19 protein-coding genes and 2 pseudogenes are annotated in these 19,089 nt (G+C 62.1%); 10 read left to right on the top strand and 11 right to left on the bottom strand.

Going from position 1 to position 19,089, the window contains the following annotated elements; all coding sequences use genetic code 11:
- Window positions 1–168: 168 nt before the first annotated feature.
- The 3 genes from AC5RU9_RS09795 to AC5RU9_RS09785 form a co-directional block, all read right to left on the bottom strand.
- Entirely contained in the window at window positions 169–684 is a 516-nt protein-coding gene (locus tag AC5RU9_RS09795; RefSeq protein ID WP_494016278.1) for a hypothetical protein, read from the bottom strand.
- Window positions 685–948: 264 nt separating this feature from the next.
- Window positions 949–1,080 carry a hypothetical protein gene (locus tag AC5RU9_RS09790; protein WP_494016277.1) on the bottom strand — a complete coding sequence of 44 codons (132 nt, stop codon included), beginning with the start codon at window positions 1,078–1,080 and terminating at the stop codon, window positions 949–951.
- 300 nt (window positions 1,081–1,380) lie between these two features.
- Complete coding sequence (locus AC5RU9_RS09785; RefSeq protein ID WP_494016276.1) at window positions 1,381–2,352, bottom strand: hypothetical protein; 972 nt, start codon at window positions 2,350–2,352, stop codon at window positions 1,381–1,383.
- A gap of 500 nt (window positions 2,353–2,852) precedes the next feature.
- Between AC5RU9_RS09785 and AC5RU9_RS09780 the strand changes: the two genes are divergently transcribed.
- Window positions 2,853–3,710 (top strand): PD-(D/E)XK nuclease domain-containing protein, encoded by an 858-nt coding sequence (locus tag AC5RU9_RS09780; protein WP_494016275.1) that lies wholly within the window; start codon window positions 2,853–2,855, stop codon window positions 3,708–3,710.
- A gap of 276 nt (window positions 3,711–3,986) precedes the next feature.
- Here AC5RU9_RS09780 and AC5RU9_RS09775 read toward each other — a convergent pair whose 3' ends face one another.
- The gene (locus AC5RU9_RS09775; protein WP_494016274.1) at window positions 3,987–4,361 is read right to left on the bottom strand and encodes a VOC family protein; all 375 of its coding nucleotides are present in this window, start codon (window positions 4,359–4,361) and stop codon (window positions 3,987–3,989) included.
- A gap of 215 nt (window positions 4,362–4,576) precedes the next feature.
- Between AC5RU9_RS09775 and AC5RU9_RS09770 the strand changes: the two genes are divergently transcribed.
- Window positions 4,577–5,149, top strand: a complete 573-nt coding sequence (locus tag AC5RU9_RS09770) for a GNAT family N-acetyltransferase (protein WP_494016273.1) — start codon at window positions 4,577–4,579, stop codon at window positions 5,147–5,149.
- Here the strand turns inward: AC5RU9_RS09770 and AC5RU9_RS09765 are convergent.
- The gene (locus AC5RU9_RS09765) at window positions 5,142–5,909 is read right to left on the bottom strand and encodes an IclR family transcriptional regulator (protein WP_494016272.1); all 768 of its coding nucleotides are present in this window, start codon (window positions 5,907–5,909) and stop codon (window positions 5,142–5,144) included. The two genes, AC5RU9_RS09770 and AC5RU9_RS09765, sit on opposite strands and share 8 nt — an antisense overlap.
- Before the next feature lie 174 nt (window positions 5,910–6,083).
- On the opposite strand from AC5RU9_RS09765, the gene AC5RU9_RS09760 reads away from it, so the two are divergent.
- The 3 genes and pseudogenes from AC5RU9_RS09760 (at window position 6,084) to AC5RU9_RS09750 (ending at window position 8,730) form a co-directional block, all read left to right on the top strand.
- The gene (locus tag AC5RU9_RS09760; RefSeq protein ID WP_494016271.1) at window positions 6,084–6,800 is read left to right on the top strand and encodes a CoA transferase subunit A; all 717 of its coding nucleotides are present in this window, start codon (window positions 6,084–6,086) and stop codon (window positions 6,798–6,800) included.
- A gap of 18 nt (window positions 6,801–6,818) precedes the next feature.
- Window positions 6,819–7,520 carry a CoA transferase subunit B gene (locus AC5RU9_RS09755; RefSeq protein WP_494016270.1) on the top strand — a complete coding sequence of 234 codons (702 nt, stop codon included), beginning with the start codon at window positions 6,819–6,821 and terminating at the stop codon, window positions 7,518–7,520.
- Window positions 7,517–8,730: pseudogene (locus tag AC5RU9_RS09750) on the top strand (acetyl-CoA acetyltransferase). Before AC5RU9_RS09755 ends, AC5RU9_RS09750 begins: the two are co-directional and overlap by 4 nt.
- On the opposite strand, the gene AC5RU9_RS09745 reads toward AC5RU9_RS09750, so the two are convergent.
- Both AC5RU9_RS09745 and AC5RU9_RS09740 read right to left on the bottom strand, forming a co-directional pair.
- Window positions 8,727–9,422 (bottom strand): ankyrin repeat domain-containing protein, encoded by a 696-nt coding sequence (locus AC5RU9_RS09745; protein ID WP_494016269.1) that lies wholly within the window; start codon window positions 9,420–9,422, stop codon window positions 8,727–8,729. The pseudogene AC5RU9_RS09750 and the gene AC5RU9_RS09745 overlap by 4 nt on opposite strands.
- A 2-nt stretch (window positions 9,423–9,424) precedes the next feature.
- Window positions 9,425–10,000, bottom strand: a complete 576-nt coding sequence (locus tag AC5RU9_RS09740) for a GlcG/HbpS family heme-binding protein (RefSeq protein ID WP_494016268.1) — start codon at window positions 9,998–10,000, stop codon at window positions 9,425–9,427.
- 194 nt (window positions 10,001–10,194) lie between these two features.
- Here AC5RU9_RS09740 and AC5RU9_RS09735 point away from each other — a divergent pair.
- From AC5RU9_RS09735 to AC5RU9_RS09715, 5 genes and pseudogenes are all read left to right on the top strand, one after another.
- A pseudogene (locus AC5RU9_RS09735) lies at window positions 10,195–11,395 on the top strand (sensor histidine kinase).
- The gene (locus AC5RU9_RS09730) at window positions 11,392–12,018 is read left to right on the top strand and encodes a response regulator (RefSeq protein ID WP_494016267.1); all 627 of its coding nucleotides are present in this window, start codon (window positions 11,392–11,394) and stop codon (window positions 12,016–12,018) included. Before AC5RU9_RS09735 ends, AC5RU9_RS09730 begins: the two are co-directional and overlap by 4 nt.
- 27 nt (window positions 12,019–12,045) lie before the next feature.
- On the top strand, window positions 12,046–12,612 hold the full coding sequence (locus AC5RU9_RS09725) for an HdeD family acid-resistance protein (RefSeq protein WP_494016266.1): 567 nt from the start codon (window positions 12,046–12,048) through the stop codon (window positions 12,610–12,612).
- 60 nt (window positions 12,613–12,672) lie between these two features.
- On the top strand, window positions 12,673–13,479 hold the full coding sequence (locus tag AC5RU9_RS09720; RefSeq protein WP_494016265.1) for an exodeoxyribonuclease III: 807 nt from the start codon (window positions 12,673–12,675) through the stop codon (window positions 13,477–13,479).
- A gap of 34 nt (window positions 13,480–13,513) precedes the next feature.
- A complete protein-coding gene (locus AC5RU9_RS09715) occupies window positions 13,514–14,398 on the top strand; it encodes a DUF8083 family protein (RefSeq protein ID WP_494016264.1) in 885 nt (294 codons plus the stop codon).
- On the opposite strand, the gene AC5RU9_RS09710 is transcribed toward AC5RU9_RS09715, so the two are convergent.
- The 4 genes from AC5RU9_RS09710 to AC5RU9_RS09695 all read right to left on the bottom strand — a co-directional run bounded on the left by AC5RU9_RS09710 (window position 14,395) and on the right by AC5RU9_RS09695 (window position 18,939).
- A complete protein-coding gene (locus tag AC5RU9_RS09710) occupies window positions 14,395–15,459 on the bottom strand; it encodes a LacI family DNA-binding transcriptional regulator (RefSeq protein WP_309996641.1) in 1,065 nt (354 codons plus the stop codon). The genes AC5RU9_RS09715 and AC5RU9_RS09710 overlap by 4 nt on opposite strands.
- A 112-nt stretch (window positions 15,460–15,571) precedes the next feature.
- Window positions 15,572–16,537 (bottom strand): carbohydrate ABC transporter permease, encoded by a 966-nt coding sequence (locus AC5RU9_RS09705; RefSeq protein WP_494016263.1) that lies wholly within the window; start codon window positions 16,535–16,537, stop codon window positions 15,572–15,574.
- Window positions 16,534–17,499, bottom strand: coding sequence for a carbohydrate ABC transporter permease (locus AC5RU9_RS09700; RefSeq protein ID WP_211713879.1), 966 nt, complete (start codon window positions 17,497–17,499; stop codon window positions 16,534–16,536). The genes AC5RU9_RS09705 and AC5RU9_RS09700 overlap by 4 nt, the downstream gene beginning before the upstream one ends.
- Window positions 17,500–17,595: 96 nt before the next feature.
- Window positions 17,596–18,939, bottom strand: coding sequence for an ABC transporter substrate-binding protein (locus tag AC5RU9_RS09695; protein WP_211713880.1), 1,344 nt, complete (start codon window positions 18,937–18,939; stop codon window positions 17,596–17,598).
- Window positions 18,940–19,089: the final 150 nt, after the last annotated feature.

Genomic DNA, 19,089 nt, shown 5'->3' with positions numbered 1-19,089 from the left:
ATTAATCCTGAGAGACAGACACATGCTGGGGCTACCCATCGTCGGATGCACAGGAAACCCAACCTATGTTTTCAGCATCCGACGGAAGCCCGCCGACTTCTCAAACGAAACGCAATTCTTTATCGAGTCACACGCGAGATACCATTTCCACTTAGTTACGTTTTTCAGCTAAGGCCGCCAACCCAGTTCATACCGGTGATTCAACTCCCGAAGTGTTCGCATCCCAGGCTGACCCCAGTATTCTGCGTTGACCCATTCAAATGGTCTATCGAACCACTCCTCGGACTCCGCTCTGAAATGTGAAGGAGTCGAGCAGATCAACGTCAACTCCATGTCGGCATCATTCACCATCCACCAATCGTGGCCCTCGCTCCAGATCAATAACCGACCAACGGGGCCGTGAACATCCATTATCCATTCAGTGAATGAATCTATGTCACTTATGGCCTCCTTGGGTATCTGAAGCGGAACAACTGAATCCCTAATGTCCGCGGTACCACTGGATAGCTCATCAATTCGGACACTCCAAAGTTGTTCTTTCTGCAGATCCCGCCATGATGAAGGGCTTAGGTGAATGCCACCAAGCATGATTCCGGCTTCGCATGCGATTACGGATCCACCTTGTGTGATGACGGGCCAGCCGTCCAACATTTCAAAGGGTATTTGATCTGGTTCGGTAGACATAGAAATAATTCTCCCACGTTGATAGAACTGTCGCTCCATTTCCGACGTATCCGCCCTGTCCTGACTTGACTGACGGTGCAGACCTTTGGTTCTGGCTTATTGCAAAACCAGGCTCCGCGCACAGCCCTTCAGGTCGGCGATCGGCTTCAGAACTCTGACTATGAGAGTACCTGCGGCAAAAGGCCCGGTAGAGCGGCAGGCCCGATTCAATGCCTGTACATGTTGACCATCTACCTGGCCGCCTAACCATGATCGCAGCAACTTCTACGTCCTGAACGGGGGCAGCGGCCACATATCCCTGTCGCCGAGCTGGTGCTCGTCCTCCGTGAGGAAAGCAGACAAGGCATCCTTCTTACCCCCGACGCTGCCGCAGAAGTTCGAATCAGTCGAAAACATCCGGCGAGATTGCGCCTGCATCAGACGACGAAGGCCGCCACTTAAAGGCCGTCCGCTACTGGCGGAAAGTCATGCATTCTTAGCGCGTAGACCGGGGTCCCGCTTCTTTAGAATCGGGGCATCCAGGATAGGACACTCCCCTACCCATCGAATCCGTGGGATCACGCGAAACATAGCTGTCCCGTATGTAGTCCCAAAAATCGTTCAACAAATCCCGGTTGAGGAAACAGCTTTCGGTACAGCACGCGTGTAAACCTGCGCGAACGTATGCGAGGAAATGAGGGAGTGGGAGATCCTGCTTTACGGTCGGTGCGAATAGTTTGCAGCGCCCCGGAAGTAGCCCCTCATCTCTGCCACATCTTCGTCGCTGATGTTCTGGTCGCCGTCCATCCACGCAGTGGAGGTGTCCCACTTCCTCTTCGGATGTCGGCTTGGCGCGAGCAGGATGCCTATCGTTGACCCAGCGACCCCGTCGACCTTGCTCCAGTAATCGTGATGGTAGAGCCGGGTCCGAAGGAAGAGGTGGTCTCTCAGCTGAGCGTGCGGCTTTGAGGCAACGATGAAAACCATGGGGCACTGGTCGCCTGGGTGGGGTACGAAAACGCGTGATTCCATCCTGATACTCGGACCCGAATGGCGAGACACTTTACCCATGAACTCAAGGAGAGTCCCTCCAAGCTCTGTCCGGTAGGCAGCGGGAACCGTGTCCAAGGACGCAAGCATCTTGAGCCTATCGGCCTCGGAGCTACCACCGGTCGGACTTGTTGCCACATCCTCCATGATGATGCGGAACAGCACCGATCCGTCGCCAGCTGCGTTCAGGGGTGCGTGCGGAGATGAGCGGACAGGCGCATCGGGGGCCAGGCCATCGATACTGCGCAACTCTTCCGGCAGATCCTTGGCTTCAGCCTGTTCATCGGCAAGAGCTACTTCCATATAGCGAGTGGGTTCGGATCCAAGTTCATTCACTTCCCCGGCCACACGCTTCAGGTAGTGCAGAACGGCACTCGTAGACCGTAGATGATCGAACAGAAACTCCCAATCGCGCCTCAGAAGAACAACGCAAGGCGTGCCTGCTGCCTCGTCCAGTGCGGGCGTGAAACCCACGGGCACCAGCGGGTGGTCGATGATAACGACCGCGATCCATTCATACAGCCCACCGTCAATCTCCACACGCCTGCCCCGCACGCTGGTCAGTTGCTCTCGTCGGTGAGCAAGGTACCGAATACTGCCCTTGGCTTGCTTGACCGCCTTGGTGATGTTGCTGGTCAACCAGCTCCCTTCCCGTTGGGGAGTGCCTGGCTCAACATTGCGGGCCTTGACTTGGATCAACGCGGCAATGCCGTCAGCGACAACTAGTCCATCTCCACGCTCTCGAACTCCGGACCCTTGACGCTGCTGTTCAGGAAGGAATACAAAGTCCGGCATCCCCCACCGTGCGGCAGAAACGCGAGTAGAGTCCTCCGCCGCGGGACCGCGTTCAGCGTCGGCCGGAAGCAACGAGGCATTCGGGACATCCCTGACGAGCACGCCCTCAGCTGTTTCAACGACGAGAGTTAGGGCAGGTTGATCTTCATGAGAGGCAGGCACGCATCAAGGTTAACGCGACAATTGGACTCTTGCTGGTTTGTCCCACAACCTTGGAAGTGGAACGGTTAAGGAGGGACACGCTCCCTAGTGGCTGGGCAATCAGTTAGTGCTGCGTCCGCCTGCTCGAACTTGCGAGCTACACTCCGACGCCCATCTTCCCTACCGGGTTTTAGGCTCTACTGATGAACAACATCCCGGCTCCCAGATCTTCAGTAATTGCTCAGCTCATCGTTGAGTCTGAGGAACTCGAAGAGCGAATGGCTTCCCTTCAAGAAAGCGAGCAACCCCAGGCCAAGGACATTAGTTCCGTTCGGTCCGACTACCGATCATGGCATGGCCGTGCGGGTCGTGTCCTGCCACCTGAGATTAGAAGGACCTTTGACGAGCAAAGGGACGGGAGCATGATGAAGCCCGGGATCGATCGATTCCTTGGTGAGCCCCGTAAAGAATCCGTGATTGGGGCAGCAGATGGCTCCTTTCTTCTTGGCCAACGCTGGCAGTACCCGTTCGACAACGTGCGCAGCAGAATGGAAAAGCAACGGCGCCTTTTAACGGACGCCGAACCCGAAGAATCGCCAGCTGCACTCGTGGCAGCAGATCTTGCAGGTGTCCTCAGGCGGCTCCCCGAATTCATACACGTTCTCCAGCAGCGCCGACCGGACTGGCCGATCGGAGAGGCGCTAAAAGATGAGCGGGAGCTACAGGTCCTTGTGGAAGCATTGCTTCGAACCCTCTTTGATGACGTCAGACCCGAGGACTACACCCCCTCCAAGGCAGGAGCGAACTCACGTGTCGACTTCGTTCTGCCCGAGGTCGGCGTCATTGTCGAAACCAAGATGACCCGCGAAAGCATGAGCGCGAAAAAACTGGGTGAAGAGCTCCTGGTCGATTTGGGGCGATACCCCGCCCATCCAAACTGTGAAGCTATCGTCGCCTACGTCTACGACCCAGACAAGCGACTGCAAAACCCTCGAGGTATCGAAAAGGACCTAACCCTAGGGACAAGTGCCGGCATCCAATTCTTCTGCGTAATCTCCTGACTTGGCCAAATTAAGGAATCCGGTCTGGGGCCAGCCCGCGTCCGTAACGTAAGAACTCGGTTCCGTGGAGGAGTCCATGCTTAAGTATCGGTAGATGGTCGCGCGGCTGGCTCCGATTATCTTTCCGATGTCTGCCGGTTTGAGTCCGCGGGCTTTCAGTTCATGTGCTCTCTTGACCTTCTCGTGGTCAGTCGTGATTTCTCGGCGTCCTGTCGCTTCCACGCCGTAAGCCTCTGCCTTTCGAGCAGTCGTAAACGCTATGACCCGGAAGTCATCTTAGAAGTACGGCTTGGTGATCAGTTCCAGCGCATGTCCCGACGGGTCTTTGAAGTACACCCCGCGGCCGCCGTGTTCGGTGCTCGTCTCGCCCGGCCGGGTCATTTGCGGATCCGCCCAATGCTCGACGCCGTCACTCACCAGGCGCGCATAAGCGCGGTCGAAGTGCGGCTCATCTACAAGAAAGGCGTAGTGCTGCATCTGGATATCGACCGGCGGCTCGGCAAACTGAAGCATCACACCGCCGGCCAGGGAGAGGTTGGTAAAGGGACCCCAACTGGGAGCATCAGCTGCTTCGAGGATTGAACGGTAGAACTCGGCTGATACGGTGCGGTCGACTGAGGCGATGATGGTGTGGTTGAAAAACGCGGGCATGTGTAACTCCTTTTCGGTGGGATCAGTTCGGTGGGGAAATTGATCCGCAAAGGAGGTGCCCGGGGCATGCAAGCGCAGCGGGCGACACAACGAGTCAGAGGTCGGCCGGGTAGCCGATCCGTGCAGGGCCGAGGCCCGATCCGGTCATCACGTCGGAAAGTCTAGCAAAGCAATTTTTCTGGCGGAGCAACCAATCCCGATGGCAGGATGGGCGGATGGCTATCGAAGTTCGCCCCGCCACGGTGTTCGATGACGTCAGGACCATGGTGGGACCCAAGAACCCCGGCTCCAATGTGTGCTGGTGCCTGAGTTACCGCGTTCCGTCCAAGCTGAACCTGAGCCTCCAGCGCGAAGAGCGCGGCGCATACGTTGAGAAGCTGGTCGCCGAGGATCCTCCGCCCGGGGTTTTGGCGTACGACGGCGACGAGGTAGTTGGGTGGGCGGCCGTCCACCCGCGCGCGGACACCAGTTTCGCGACGAACCGGAAGATCCCGCAGGTGGACAAGACCGATGTGTGGTCCGTGTGGTGCATCCGGGTGCGGCCCGGGCATCGGGGAAAGGGCATCTCACACGAACTCCTGCGTGGAGCCATCGACTTCGCCAGGGCCCACGGCGCCCCCGTCCTTGAGGGCTACCCCGTGGACAACAAGGGCGGAAAGGTGGACCTGACCATGGCCTATGTCGGAACGAGGAGGCTCTTCGAGAAGGCCGGCTTCAAGAAGGTCGCAGAAACCACCTCCGTGCTCAACGGCTTCCCCAGAGTGTTGATGCGGCTGGAGCTCAGCTAGTTCCTTGCAACCGTGCGGTCATCCTGTGCGCTTCCTCCAGCAGCAGCTTCCCCAGGTATTCCTGGCGCTCCGGACGGAAGCGGGGTTCGATCCCTGTCAAGGACAACGCCCAGGCCGGCCGGCCCTGCTGGTCGAAGACCGCAGCACCCATCCCCCAACTGCCTTCGAGGATCAAACCGGGATTCACTGAATACCCGGCCAGCCTCGTTTGTTCCAGGTTCTCCCGCACCACGTCAGCAGGATGACCGTCAGCAAAATCACCTGCGTGCTCTGCCCATTCCGCCAGCAGCGCTTCCTGTTCTTCGGCGGGCAGGAAGGCCAGGATCGCCGTGCCCGCGGAGGCAACGCCCAAGGGAAACCGCACACCTTCATGGAGCACGAACGACCGCACGGGGAACGAGCCCTCCTCGCGCAGCACACACACGGTCTCGTTGCCGCGCCGGATGGAGAAGAATGCGCTCTCCCCTGTCTCCGTAGCCAGCCTGCGAAGGGATGGGCGGGCAATGTCCTCCATAGGGAAACGGGCAGCTGCAACAGACCCGAGCAGGAAGATCTCAGGTCCCAGCACCCACTTTCCTGAGGACGAATCATGTTCCAGGAAGCCCTCGGCGGCCAGCGATGTGAGCAGCCGGTGAACAGTGGGTCGGGTCAGCCCGGATTCGCGGACCAGCCCGGCCAAGGACGTGCCTTCAGGCTTGCGGCCCACCAACCGCAGCAATGCCGTCACCCGACCTACAACCTGCGCTCCTTGAACTACCACAGCGCCCTCCAAGAGATTTCATCCACATTATGGACACGTAACAGTCTATCGTCCACACCGTGGGTAACGGTGAAATAAGGCTCTTGACCCACCTGACGCGCCGAACCTAGGCTCCTAGCCAAGAGATAAGTTGTCCACAAAGTGGAAGCCAACCAGACTCAAAGAGGAGTTCCCGTGTCCAAGATCCACGCGAGCGCAGCCACAGCGCTCCATGACCTCATGGCTGATGGCCTGACCATCGCCGTCGGAGGTTTTGGCCTGAGCGGCATTCCCGCCGACCTGATCGACGCCGTCCGAGAGTCAGGCGCGAAGGACCTGACCATCGTCTCCAACAACATGGGCGTGGACGGCAAGGGGCTCGGGGTGCTGATCGAGGCCGGGCAGGTCCGGAAGGTCATCGCATCGTATGTTGGCGAGAACAAGCTCTTCGCCGAGCAGTATCTGGCCGGAGAGTTGGAGGTTGAGTTCACCCCGCAAGGCACGCTCGCCGAACGCCTCCGCGCCGGTGGCGCCGGGATCCCGGCCTTCTACACGCGGACGGGTGTGGGCACCTTGGTTGCCGAAGGCAAACCCTTGGAAGAGTTCGACGGCGTGACGTACGTCCGTGAGCGCGCCATCACCGCCGACGTCGCGCTGGTCCACGCTCACACCGCCGATACCGACGGCAACCTGATCTACCGCTACACGGCCCGGAACTTCAACCCTGTGGTGGCCGCCGCAGGAAAAGTCACCATCGCCGAGGCCGAGGTCATCGTCGAGCCAGGCGAATTGGATCCCAACCACATCGTCACCCCTGGCGTCTACGTCCAGCGGCTTGTCCAGGCAAGCAACAGGGTCAAGGACATCGAACAGCGCACGGTCCGGCAGCGGCCCGAACCCCTGACGGTCTGAAGCAAAGGAGCACACACCATGGCATGGACACGTGACCAGATGGCTGCGATCGCGGCCGAAGAATTGAACGACGGCGATTACGTCAATCTCGGCATCGGTATCCCCACACTGGTAGCCAACAACCTGCCCGACGGCGTCCGGGTGATCCTCCAGAGCGAAAATGGCCTGCTCGGGATGGGCCCGTTCCCATACGAGGGCGAGGAAGACGCGGACCTCATCAACGCCGGCAAGCAGACGGTGACGATCACCCCGGGCGGCAGCATTTTCGACTCCGCCACCTCGTTCGGCATGATCCGTGGCGGCCACGTGAAGGTAGCCATCCTGGGCGCCATGCAGGTGTCCGGCGGCGGCGACCTCGCCAATTGGACCATCCCCGGCAAGATGGTCAAAGGTATGGGCGGTGCCATGGACCTGGTTGCCGGGACACCGCGCGTCGTGGTGCTCACCGAGCACAACGCCAAGGACGGCTCGGCCAAGATCGTCACCGAATGCACCCTCCCGCTCACGGGACTCAAGTGCGTGGACCGGATCATCACTGACCTGGCCGTCTTCGACATCGCCCCCGAAACAGAAACGCACGACGGCGGCACCCGCCTTGAGCTGACCCACCTCGCCCCGGGCGTCACCGTGGAAGAGATCCGCAGCAAGACGGACGCAGGGTTCACGGTGGCGTTGGACGAAGACGCGCAGGAAAACACCCTCGAAGGAGCCAACGCATGAGCCTGCAAGACCAGTTCGGTAAAGACATCCTGCTCACGGGGTGGGGCCACAGCAAGTTCGGCAAGCTGACCGATGAGACCCTGGAATCGCTGATCGTCCAGGTCGCCGGGGAAGCCATCAGCAACTCCGGCTTGGACCCCAAGGACATCGACGAGATCTACCTGGGCAGTTCAACTCAGGCATGCAGCCGCTGGGCTTCACATCGTCCTTGGCACTCCAGCTCTCCACGGAACTCGCCAACGTCCCCGCCACCCGTACCGAGAACGCCTGCGCTTCCGGCTCTGCTGCCTTCCAACAGGGGGTCAAGGCCGTGCTCGCCGGAACCGCGCGCAACGTCCTGGTGATCGGTGCCGAGAAGATGACCGACGCGGGAGCCGACGTCGTAGGAGCAGCCCTGCTCGGCGCTTCGTACGAGATGGCCGGAAAGGCGTCGTCCACTGGTTTCACGGGCCTGTTCGCTGAAGTCGCCAAGCACTACGAAAAACGCTACGGCTCATCTATTGCCCGCCCCGGATTCGAAGCGGGCCTCGGCGACGTCCTCGGCTCCATCGCCGCCAAAAACCACCACAACGGCATGGACAACCCCTACGCCCAGATGCACCGCGACTTCGGCGACGAGTTCTGCCGGACCATTTCGGACAAGAACCCCATGGTGGCGGAGCCCTTACGCCGCACCGACTGTTCGCCGGTCTCCGACGGTGCCGCCGCCGTCGTGCTGTCCACCCAGGCGACCGGGGGCGCAACCGCCCCGGTGCGCCTGGCGGGTTTCGGCCACGCGAACGACTTCTTCCCCGCCGAGAAGCGCGATCCCACGGAGTTCGCTGCCACCAGGGCGTCCTGGGAGCGCGCGTTCACCATGGCCGGCGTCGGAATTGATGGTTTGGACTTCGCCGAGGTGCACGACTGCTTCACCATCGCCGAGCTCATCATGTACGAGGCCATGGGCCTGACCCCGCGCGGCGAAGGTTCCCGCGCCATCCAGGAGGGGTGGGTATATAAGGACGGAAAGCTTCCCATCAACGTCTCCGGCGGCCTGAAGGCGAAGGGCCACCCCGTCGGCGCCACCGGCGTGTCGCAGCACGTCATCGCCGCCATGCAACTCACGGGCACCGCCGGGGACATGCAGCTCCCCAACGCACGCCGGGGCGCCGTGCAGAACATGGGCGGCGTGGGCATCGCGAACTACGTGAGCGTGCTGGAGGCGCTCTAACCCCGGATCAGCGCCGCGATCTCCGTGAATCCGAGCCGCTCTGCGTTCTGAAGGGCGGTTCGGCCTTGGGGGTCGCGGATGTCCGTGTTGGCTCCAGCGTCGAGCAGTTGCCGCACCACGTCCTGCTGGTTGGGGCCACCATTGTTGAGCAGGATGGCTTCCTGCATGGCCGTCCATCCCAGATTGTTGACGTGGTCCACGGGTACCCCTGCAGCAATCAGGATTCCAACGGTTTCCGTGTGCCCGTGTTCGCTCGCGGGGATCAGGGCCGTGCCGCCGTACCGGTTGATGCTGCGCACGTCCGCCCCGGCGGCCAACGTAAGCTTGAGGACCTCATTGAACCCCTCGGCCCCTGCGTACAGGAACGCGGAGTCCTGAATCGCGTCCTTGGCGTTGACGTTCCCGGCCGCCTCGATCAGTTCTTTGACCTTCACGGGATCGTTGGCTTTCGCGGCAAGGATCAGGAGTCGGTCGGTTTCCAGTTGGGCCTCCTGGGACAGTTTGGGCGGCGTGGCCGGGGCAGCAAACGACGACGGCGGGACAGGGCTGGCGCTCGACGGCGCCGCGGACGTGGGGGCTGCTTGCGACGCGGTGGGTGCGGCAGGGCTGGAAGGCGAGGTTCCCGCCGTCGTGCATCCTGCCAGCAGCAACCCAACCATCAGCAACCCAACCCCCACCGCCCGTGCTTTCATGGCTACTTCGCTGCCGTGGCCAGGGCGTCCGCACCTGCGGTAGCGCAGGCTTCGTCGAGAGCGCCGTCAGGGGCACCACCGACGCCGATACCCGCCACCGAGACGCCGTTAACCTTCAGCGGCACACCGCCGGACAGGAAGAGGGTGCCGGGGAGGTCGGCAATGGATGGGCCGTTGCCGTTGATGCGCTTGGCAAGCTCGCTGGTGGGCGCACCGAACGCGGCCGCCGTGTAGGCCTTCTGCTTGGCTGCCTCGATGGTGTGCTCGGCGGCGTTGTCGCCACGGAGGAGAGCCTGGACCGTGCCGAAGCGGTCCACCAGGGCGACGGTCACGAACGGAAGCTTGTCGGCCTGGCACTTGGCGAGCGCAGCGTTGACGGCCTTGCTCGAGGCACCTACTGTGATGCGGTTCTGGGCAACCACGTTCTCCGGTGCGGGCTGGACATCGGCCGGGACCTTGGCATCGATGGCAGCAGGGGCGGCGGCCGGAGCTACAGCATTGGCCACCGCCGTGGCGCCACCTGTGAGCAACAGTGCTCCAGCAGCGGCTACGGCGATCATCTTGTTGGACTTCTTCACGGAGTTCTCCTTGTAGTCAGCGTTGGTACACCTCCATGCTCCCGGGACGGGCCCGGCGCCACATCGGCCCGAAGCAGTCCCCCGGCTCATACTTTCCGCGAGCCGTATCAGCCAAAAGGTGGAGAGACCAACACCCCTGCGGGCACCTAGCATGGAAAGAACGCCTCCAAGGGAAACGGGAACCGGAACCGACCATGCCAACTGCCCCTCCACGGCCCACGCCAACCGGCCGGATCGACGGCCGGATCGACGCCGTGGTCCACCTCGGTTTCGCCGTGCTCATGGTGGCGTCTGCGGTCCGCTACGTCATGCGCCACTCCCCCGCGGACAACCTATGGACGGTAGCGTTGGCCGCCGCGGTCTGCGCACTGTATGCGGTCACAGCGGTCCTGGCCGGGCCCCGCACACCGGGCCACCGAAACAGGCCATGGATGTTCGCGTTGCTGGCTGCCTGGGCAGTGCTGGTGATCGTCGCCCCGAGCTTCGCGTGGTGCTCCTTCGCGATCTTCTTCCTGGCCCGCACGGCTTTCCGCGGCTGGGCAGGATACGTGGCCGGGGGCGTGACGGCGGCGGCCACCGCCGTCGGGCTCTTCCGTATGAGCGACTGGACGGACGTGGCCATGCTCCTCGGACCGCTGGCCGCGGGCGCCCTGCTCACCCTGATCTACGACAAAATCGAGCGCGACGCCGCCCTCCAACGGAGGCTGTTCGACGACGTCTCACAAGCCCAGGAGCAACTCGCAGCCAGTGAACGGGAGGCCGGGATCGCCACGGAACGCGAGCGCGTTTCCCGCGAAATCCACGACACCGTCACCCAAGGGCTCGCCAGCAGCTTGCTGCTCCTCGAAGCAGCCCAGCGATCCTGGCCAGCCCAGGCGGCCCAGGACGATGTGCGCCACGCGTCCGGGCTGTTGCGGCGGAACCTCGCCGACACCCGCAGCCTGGTCCACGAACTCTCCGCCCCTGGCCTCGAATCGGCCCCCCCTTCCCGAAGCCCTCGAACACGCGGCGCGCCAGTATGTGGACACCATCCGGGTCCAGGTTACCGGCGAGGCCAGGCCGATCCCGAACGAGGTGCGGCATGCGCTGCTGCGGGTCACGCAAAGCGCCGCGGCCAACATCAACCTGCACGCCCGCGCTGAGCACGCCAGCGTGACCCTGGGGTACCTTCCGGACGCCGTCACTTTGGACGTGTTCGACGACGGCCGCGGCTTCGATCCCGGAACGGTACCACCCCCGTCGCCCACCGGAGGATACGGGTTGCGGGCCATGAGGCAACGAGTGGAACAGTTGGGTGGAGCATTGTCCGTGGAGAGCACGCCCGGTGAGGGCACCATCATCGCCGCGCAACTGCCCTTGCCGGCTGCAGGCCCCGAGATGAGGGAGCGACGATGACCACCATTTCCGTGCTGCTCGTGGATGACCACACGGTGGTCCGGAGCGGACTCAAGGCGCTGCTGGGCACCCAAGCCGATATCGCCGTCGTCGGTGAAGCGGCATCAGGCGAGGAAGCGCTGGAAGCCGCCCAAAAGCACCAACCCGCGGTGGTCCTCATGGACCTGGCGATGGGCGCCGGGATGGACGGCATCGAGGCAATCAAGCAACTGCGCCATCGCACCCCTCAACAAGCCATCATCGTGTTCACCACCTACGACTCCGACGCCGACATTGTCCGCGCCGTCGATGCCGGAGCGATGGGATATCTACTGAAGGACGCAGCACCCGAGGAGATCTTTGCCGCCGTCCGCGGGGCTGTGCAGGGGAAGAGCGTCATGTCCGCCCCCGTGGCCTCGCGGCTGTTCCAACAACTGCGTAATCCGGACGAGATCCTCACCCCACGCGAGGCGGAACTGCTCAGCCTGCTGACCCAGGGGCTCAGCAACCGTGACCTGGGCAAACGCCTCTTCATCTCCGAAGCAACGGTGAAAACCCACCTCGCGCACATCTACGCCAAACTGGGCGTCGAAACCCGTGCGGCGGCCATCGCCACGGCCATCCGACGCGAGGGGATGCGGTAACCTCCGGTGGTTGGTTACGCTGACCCTATGTCGGACACAGCGGATCGCAGAATGTTCAAAACCCCGGGAACTGCTTTGCTGGTCCGGGGAGCCCTCGCAATCGTTTTTGGCCTGCTAATGCTCGTGCTGCCAAGTGCCACCGCGTTCGTGGTGGTGGTCATGTTCGGTTTCTTCGCGATCATTGACGGCATCACCAGTGTGGCCCACTACTTCTACGACCCCGCCGGCCGGTCGCGTTGGTCCGTGGCGGGCGGCTTCATCTCCATCGCCGCCGGAATCGTGGCAGTCGCCTGGCCCGGGCTGACAGCTGCAGCCATCGGTGTGCTCATAGGTTTGTGGGCGTTGGTGTTGGGCATCTCGCAAATCATCCTGGCCCTGGCCGCACGGACCTTCGTTCGAAGCTGGGGAATTTGGCTGTTGATCGGCCTGGTCACCACCGTGTTTGGCATTGTGGTGCTGGTCAACCCCGGGCTCGGGTTGCTGGGACTGGTGGCCATGTTGGCGGCATTCGCCATCGTGACAGGGTTGCTGCTGATTGTCTCGGGCATCGGGCTCCGCAAACTCGCGCATACGCAACCGCTGTACGGCCACTGATCCGGCGGTAAAAAGCGGTAGGGGGATGCGCTCAGCGCCAAGTTCGGTAAGTTAGTTGCTGTGAAGATAGCTACCTGGAATGTGAACTCCCTCCGTGCCCGCGCCGACCGGGTGGAAGCCTGGCTTGAGCGCAGCGACTGCGACGTCCTGGCAATCCAGGAAACCAAATGCAAGGACGAGAACTTCCCGTGGGAGCTCTTTGAACGCATGGGTTACGAGGTTGCGCACTTCGGCGTGAACCAGTGGAACGGCGTGGCCATCGCATCCCGCGTCGGCTTGGAGGACGTGGAGCGCACCTTCCTGGACCAACCCGCGTTCGGCAAGGCCGGCAAGGACCCTGTCCAGGAAGCCCGCGCCATCGCGGCCACCTGTGGCGGCATCCGCATCTGGAGCCTCTATGTTCCCAACGGACGCTCGCTGGATGACGAACACATGCCGTACAAGATCAAGTGGCTGGACGTCCTCCAGGGCCACGCCGCCGAATGGGTCAAGTCCGATCCGACCGCCCAGATCGCCCTCATGGGTGACTGGAACATCGCACCCTTCGACGACGACGTCTGGGACATCCAGCTTTTCCGCGACAACAACTTCACGCACGTCAGCGAACCCGAGCGCGCCGCGTTCCACGCCTTCGAAGCGGCCGGTTTCACCGACGTCGTGCGCCCCTACACTCCGGGCCCGGGCGTCTACACGTACTGGGATTACACGCAGCTTCGCTTCCCCAAGAAGGAAGGCATGCGCATCGATTTCTGCCTCGCGTCACCGGCGTTGGCCTCACGGGTCACCGGCGCTTCCATCGACCGGGAAGAACGCAAGGGCAAGGGCGCCTCGGACCACGCACCCGTGATCGTGGAGCTCGCAGACTAGGCACATCCACACCGACGAAAGGGGATGGCTGGACATGGCTGGAAACCTGTACCGGGGCCAAGCAGGGCTGCCCTTCTCGTCGTCGCTGCGCATTTACGAGCCGCTCGAAGCATTCCCGCCCGAACAGCAGCACCAGCTCGCGGCGGCAGGCGGTAAGACGGGTTCCCGGGCCGCCGTCGAAAATGCGGAGCTCCAAGCTTCGCTGGGCCGCATCACGCGGCCCGGAGGCGATCCGTTCCCTACCGGTCGCACCGACCTTGTCCGGATGACGCGCGTGCCCGCGGGACGGCACGCCGCCCCTGAAAAAGACGGGGACGACGCCGGGCGGCTGCTTTACTGCCCCAGCCAACTGGTGATTCGGGCCGGCTTGGCGGCCAACGCGCTGATGGACGGCGTGCACAGTCCCCTGGCCGATCTGCTCATCCCGGTATCGCAAAGGGACAAGCACCAGGTCAGGATCGACCGCCTCAACGCCGGTGACGGCGCCAAGCGGGTGCATACCCGTGCGTCGACGTGGGGCATCCCCTTCAGTTGGTTCTCACTTTTCGCCGAGTCCGACCGCAAGGACGTGGTGGAAGCCGACGGGCGTATCCTGACGGTCCGAGTGTGGACGCCCCTCACCGAAGCGTTGGAAAGGGCGCGGTTCGCCGTGGCCCACCTGGCATTGGCTGCTCCCGACCTGGACATGCTGGACGACCTGACGCAGCTTACGGAATGGCTGGAGCTGTTCCATGCACAGTCCATGGTGGAGCTCGATTACGGTGCCGTGGCTGACAAGGTCTATCCGGACGACTCGCCCATGGATGTCCGGCTGGGCATTGAATGCCTGGCCGAAGGCGACATGACAGGAGCTGCGGCCGCGTACCGACGCCTGGCGTCGCGGTGGATTCCCATCAGGCAGCTGGCACGCGCTTCCTAGCCTTGGCTGGCCGTGCTGGGTGGCGCGGTGGTCTCCCGGACAATCAGTTCGTGCGGGGCAACCTGCGAATGGACGGCCCCGGGGTTGCCATCGAGTTCGTCCAAAAGCATTTTGGTGGCAAGCTCGGCCTGGTTGTCAGGGCGTTGGCCCACGGTGGTCAGGCCTAGGGACGACGAGAAATCGTGGTCGTCGATGCCAATGACCGACAGATCCTGCGGCACCCTGACACCATGGCGTCCGGCTTCGAAAATCACGCCCATGGCCATCTCGTCCGACGAGCAGAAAATAGCTGTGGGTTTACGGCCGGGCTGGCTCCATAACCGGTTGAAGGCCTGCTGTCCGCTGGCAACAGTGAAGTCCCCCCACTGGTCCCATTCCGGCCGGACCTCCAGGCCGGCGTCGGTCATGACCTCCTGGAAGGCGCGGATCCGCACCCGGGGCACGTCGAAGTTCAGGTCCGTTTCATCGTCGCCGTGGAGCAGGGCAATGTCCTTGTGCCCCAGATCCAGCAGGTGTCGCACGGCGGTGGAAGCGGCGTCGTAGTCATTGATACCGATGTACGCGCAATCCTCGACGTGACCACCCACCACCACCAGCGGGATGTCGATCTTGTGGAGGTGTTCGAGTTCCTCCTCGGTCAACGACATACAGAGCACCAGCAGGGCATCGATCTGCTTGTACACCATGGTGGAGCTGAACAGCCGCTCACGGTTGCTCCCGTGTCCGCCCAGGTTGAACAGTGACAGGTTGTACTTGCGCGAATGCAATTCCCTGTCTGCGCCCTCGATGGCCTTGGAAAAGAACCAGCGGCTCACGAACGGAGCCAGGACGCCGATGGTGCGCGTACGGCCTGTGGCCAGCCCGGAGGCCGACGACGACGCCACATATCCCAGCGAACTGGCCACCTCAAGGATTTTTTCCCGCGTGGCCGGGGACACCCTGGGCAGGCCCCTGACCGCCCGGGAGACAGTTGCTGTGGAGACGCCTGCCGCCGTGGCGACGTCCTCGATGCTGACGCCCGTATGGCCGCCGCGTTGGGATCTACCCGTTGTTCGTGACACAGGCTCCCCTCTCCGGCCGCCGTTGCTCCGCATTCACCTTATGTGGGACTTGCCTTCTGCAACGCCCGGTTACGCAACGTCGTAATGCGCTGCGTAACCGGGGCTGCAGTGGTTATCCCTTGAGACCGCCGGACAGAAGGCCCCGAACGAAGTACCGCTGCAGGCCGAAGAAGACCAGAAGCGGGATGATGATCGAGACGAATGCCGCCGCCGGGTTCAAGTAATCCCGGGCACCGCGGGTACCGGAAATCTCGGCCAGCCGTTGGGTAATGGGAGCAACGTCCGCTGTTCCACCCGAGAACACCAACGCCACCAGCAGGTCGTTCCAAACCCACAGGAACTGGAAGATCGCCAGCGATGCAAGTGCCGGCACCGACAGCGGCAGGATGATCCGCCAGAAGATGGTGCTGTGTCCGGCGCCGTCTACCCTGGCCGCCTCAATCACTTCACCGGGAATCTCGGAGATGAAGTTGTGGAGGAGGAAGATACCCAGCGGGAGACCGAACATGGTGTGGGCGATCCACAGCTGCGCATACGAACCGGCAGGAAGGTGGAGCGTCTGCGTGAAGAACTGCAGCAGCGGGATCAGTGCCATCTGGAGCGGGATGATCTGCAGGGCGAAAACGAAGATGAAGAGAGCGTCGCGGCCCTTGAACTTGCCCCAGGCGAACACGTAAGCGGCCATGGAAGCGAGCACCAGCACGAAGATGGTGACCGGAATGACGATCGCTATCGAGTTCACGAAGTACTGGGACAGGTTGGCTGACTGCGAGCCTGCAGGGGTCAGGACGTCCGTGTAGTTCTTGAACGTGAAGTCCCAGTCAACGAAGGCATTCCACCACCCGTTGGAGCGGGGCCCAACCTGCTTCGCAGCAGGACGGAACGACGTAACGAACAGGCCAAAGGTCGGAACGGACCATACGACGGCGATGATGATGGCTGCCGCTGTTGCCCACTTGGAGGTGAGCTTGGTCTTGACGCGCCGCATCATCGGCTGGGCGTCCTCCGTGGGATCGGATCCAGGACGCTGCCGGGTTACGGCCTTCGAGGCCTCTTTCGGGGCTGGCGTGGCTGTCAATGGATCTCCCTTTGCTTGCGAAGGACTCGAGCGTTGTACACGACGATCGGCAGCACCATCAGGAACAGGATCAGGGCCAGTGCGGCACCACGTCCCGGTTCACCGGCGCGGAAGGCCTGCGTGTACATTTCGTTGGCCACAACCGAGGTGTCGTAGTTGCCGGCCGTCATGGTCCGGACAATGTCGAACACCTTCAGGGTGGCGATCGTGATGGTGGTCAGGACCACCACAAGCGCTCCACGGATGCCCGGGACCGTTACGTTGCGGAACTGCTGCCAGGCATTCGCACCGTCAAGGCGGGCCGCCTCAATGAGCTCCACCGGGACACCCTTGATGGCTGCCGACAGAATCACCATGGCGAAACCGGTCTGGATCCAGACCATCACGACGATCAGGAAGATCGTGTTCTCCGGGGCGTCCAGGAGAAACTGCTTTGGATCCAGCCCCACGGCGTCCCTGAGGAAGTTGATGACACCGGTCTGCTCGAGACCAGGGCCGCGGTAGTCATATACGAGCTTCCAAATGATGCCGGCGCCCACGAAGGAGATGGCCATTGGCATGAAGACCAAGGACTTCAGGACCTTCTCGCCGCGTGCCTTATCGATGAAGACTGCGTAGGCCAAGCCGAAGCTCGTGGACAAAAGGGGGACCAGGACGGTCCAAATGACGGTGTTCCGCAGCGTGGTCAAAGCCTCAGGCTGCGTGAACATCCAGACAAAGTTGTCGAAACCATTGCCGTTGCCGCTGGCGTCCGTGAAGGCCAGCATTGATGTGCGTACCGCGGGATATACGAGTCCCACGAGCATAAGGATGGCTGCCGGGGCGAGGAAGCCGGCCACTGTGACCTTGTCCTTCACCGATTTCGGTGCCCTGTCCACCACCAACATGATGATGCCGATAATCGCCGCGAAGATCGCCAGCGCTATCACTACTTGAAGGAGTTTTCCTCCGATAAAATCCATACCCAACCTCCGGGGCGTGAGTGAATCACTGAGTTCCGGGAAAAGCGCTGCCTCCCAGACCAGGCGAAACCTGGCAGGGAGGCAGCGCTTTCGTAGTTAGCTCTTAGGCCAGCTGGCTTCGATGCTGTCCGTTACCTGCTGGGAGGAGCTTCCGTTGATCCAGGAAACAATGCCCTTCCAGAAGGAGTTGGAACCCACTGCACTCGGCATCAGGTCCGAGCCGTCAAACCGGAAAACAGTCTTGGGATCCTGGAGGAGCTGGATGGACTGCTTGTCCAGGGCGGACTGTGCGTTGTTCGGGTCGAGGCCCTTGTTGGCGCTGATGGCACCGCCAAGCTTCACGCGGTTGTTGGCGAAGTCAGCGCTGGCCATGAATGCCAGGTAAGCCTGAACCTCAGGGGTGTCCTTGTAAGCACCAACGGTTTCACCGCCACCGGTGATGGCCGTGCCCTTGGATTCGTCGACGGGAGGGGTCATGAAGGCCCACACGTCGCCGTCCTCGGCTACGTTGGTTCCGGCGGGCCAGTTGGCTGCCTGGAACGATGCCTGGTGGTGCATGGCGCACTGGCCATCAAGAACCGGCTGGCCAGCCTGGGCGAAGGCCGTGCTCAGGATGGAGCGGGGATCGCCGAAGCCACCGTTGACGTAGGCCGGGTTGAGGAGGATGTCGCCAACCTGATCGAATGCCTTGACGATCTTGGGGTCGTTGAAAGGAATCTGGTGGTTGACCCACTGGTCATATACCTCGGGACCCTGGGCGCGAAGGACGACGTCCTCGATCCAGTCAGTGCCCGGCCAGCCCGTTGCCTCGCCCGATTCGAACCCGGCGCACCATGGCTTCATGGTCTTGTCATCTGCGATCTTCTTGGTGAGGTCCATCATCTGGGCCCAGGTCTTGGGAACTTCCCAGCCCTTGTCCTTGAAGGTCTTGGGTGAGTACCAGACGTAGCCCTTGACGTTCGCAAGCATCGGGGCGCCGTAGTAGGTGCCATCCACGGTGCCGTACTTCTTCCAGTCAGGGGACCAGTTCTTGTCCACCAGGTCGGAGACGGTCTTCGGAGCGGGCTTGAGGTAGCCGGCGCGGGCCTGGGTGGCGAGAAGGCCTGGCTGCGGGAAGATCGCTACGTCAGGAGCCGTTCCGGACTGGGCACGGACGCCGATCTGCGTTTCGAATTCCTTGCTGCCTTCGTACTTGATGGTGATGCCCGTGCACTGCTCGAACTGCTTCCAGGATTCTTCGAGGTTAGTGGCTTCGGTGTCCACGATCGTGGAGTACACCGAAACGGTCTTGCCTTCGTGCTTGCCGTACGTGTCGTAGGCGGAACAGTCGCTGGATCCGGCAGTGGATCCGCCGCCTCCGCTGTTGCCGCTGCAGGCGGACATGGTAAGTGCCAGGACACCGGCGGCTGCGACCGGTAGCAGGTACTTGGTTTTCTTCATGCTAAAGACTCCTCGCTGAGTACAAGTGATTCGGCGGCGCAATTGATGTGGTGACGCTCACACTAGCCATGATCATCGCACATATGCAAGCGCTTACACGCACCGTAACCACAACGATACAAAGCAGCCTGCCTACTTCTGGATTCGCCC

It is taken from the genome of Arthrobacter sp. B0316-5-4 (genome assembly GCF_059090325.1).
This window is presented reverse-complemented; position numbering and strand designations above follow the sequence as displayed.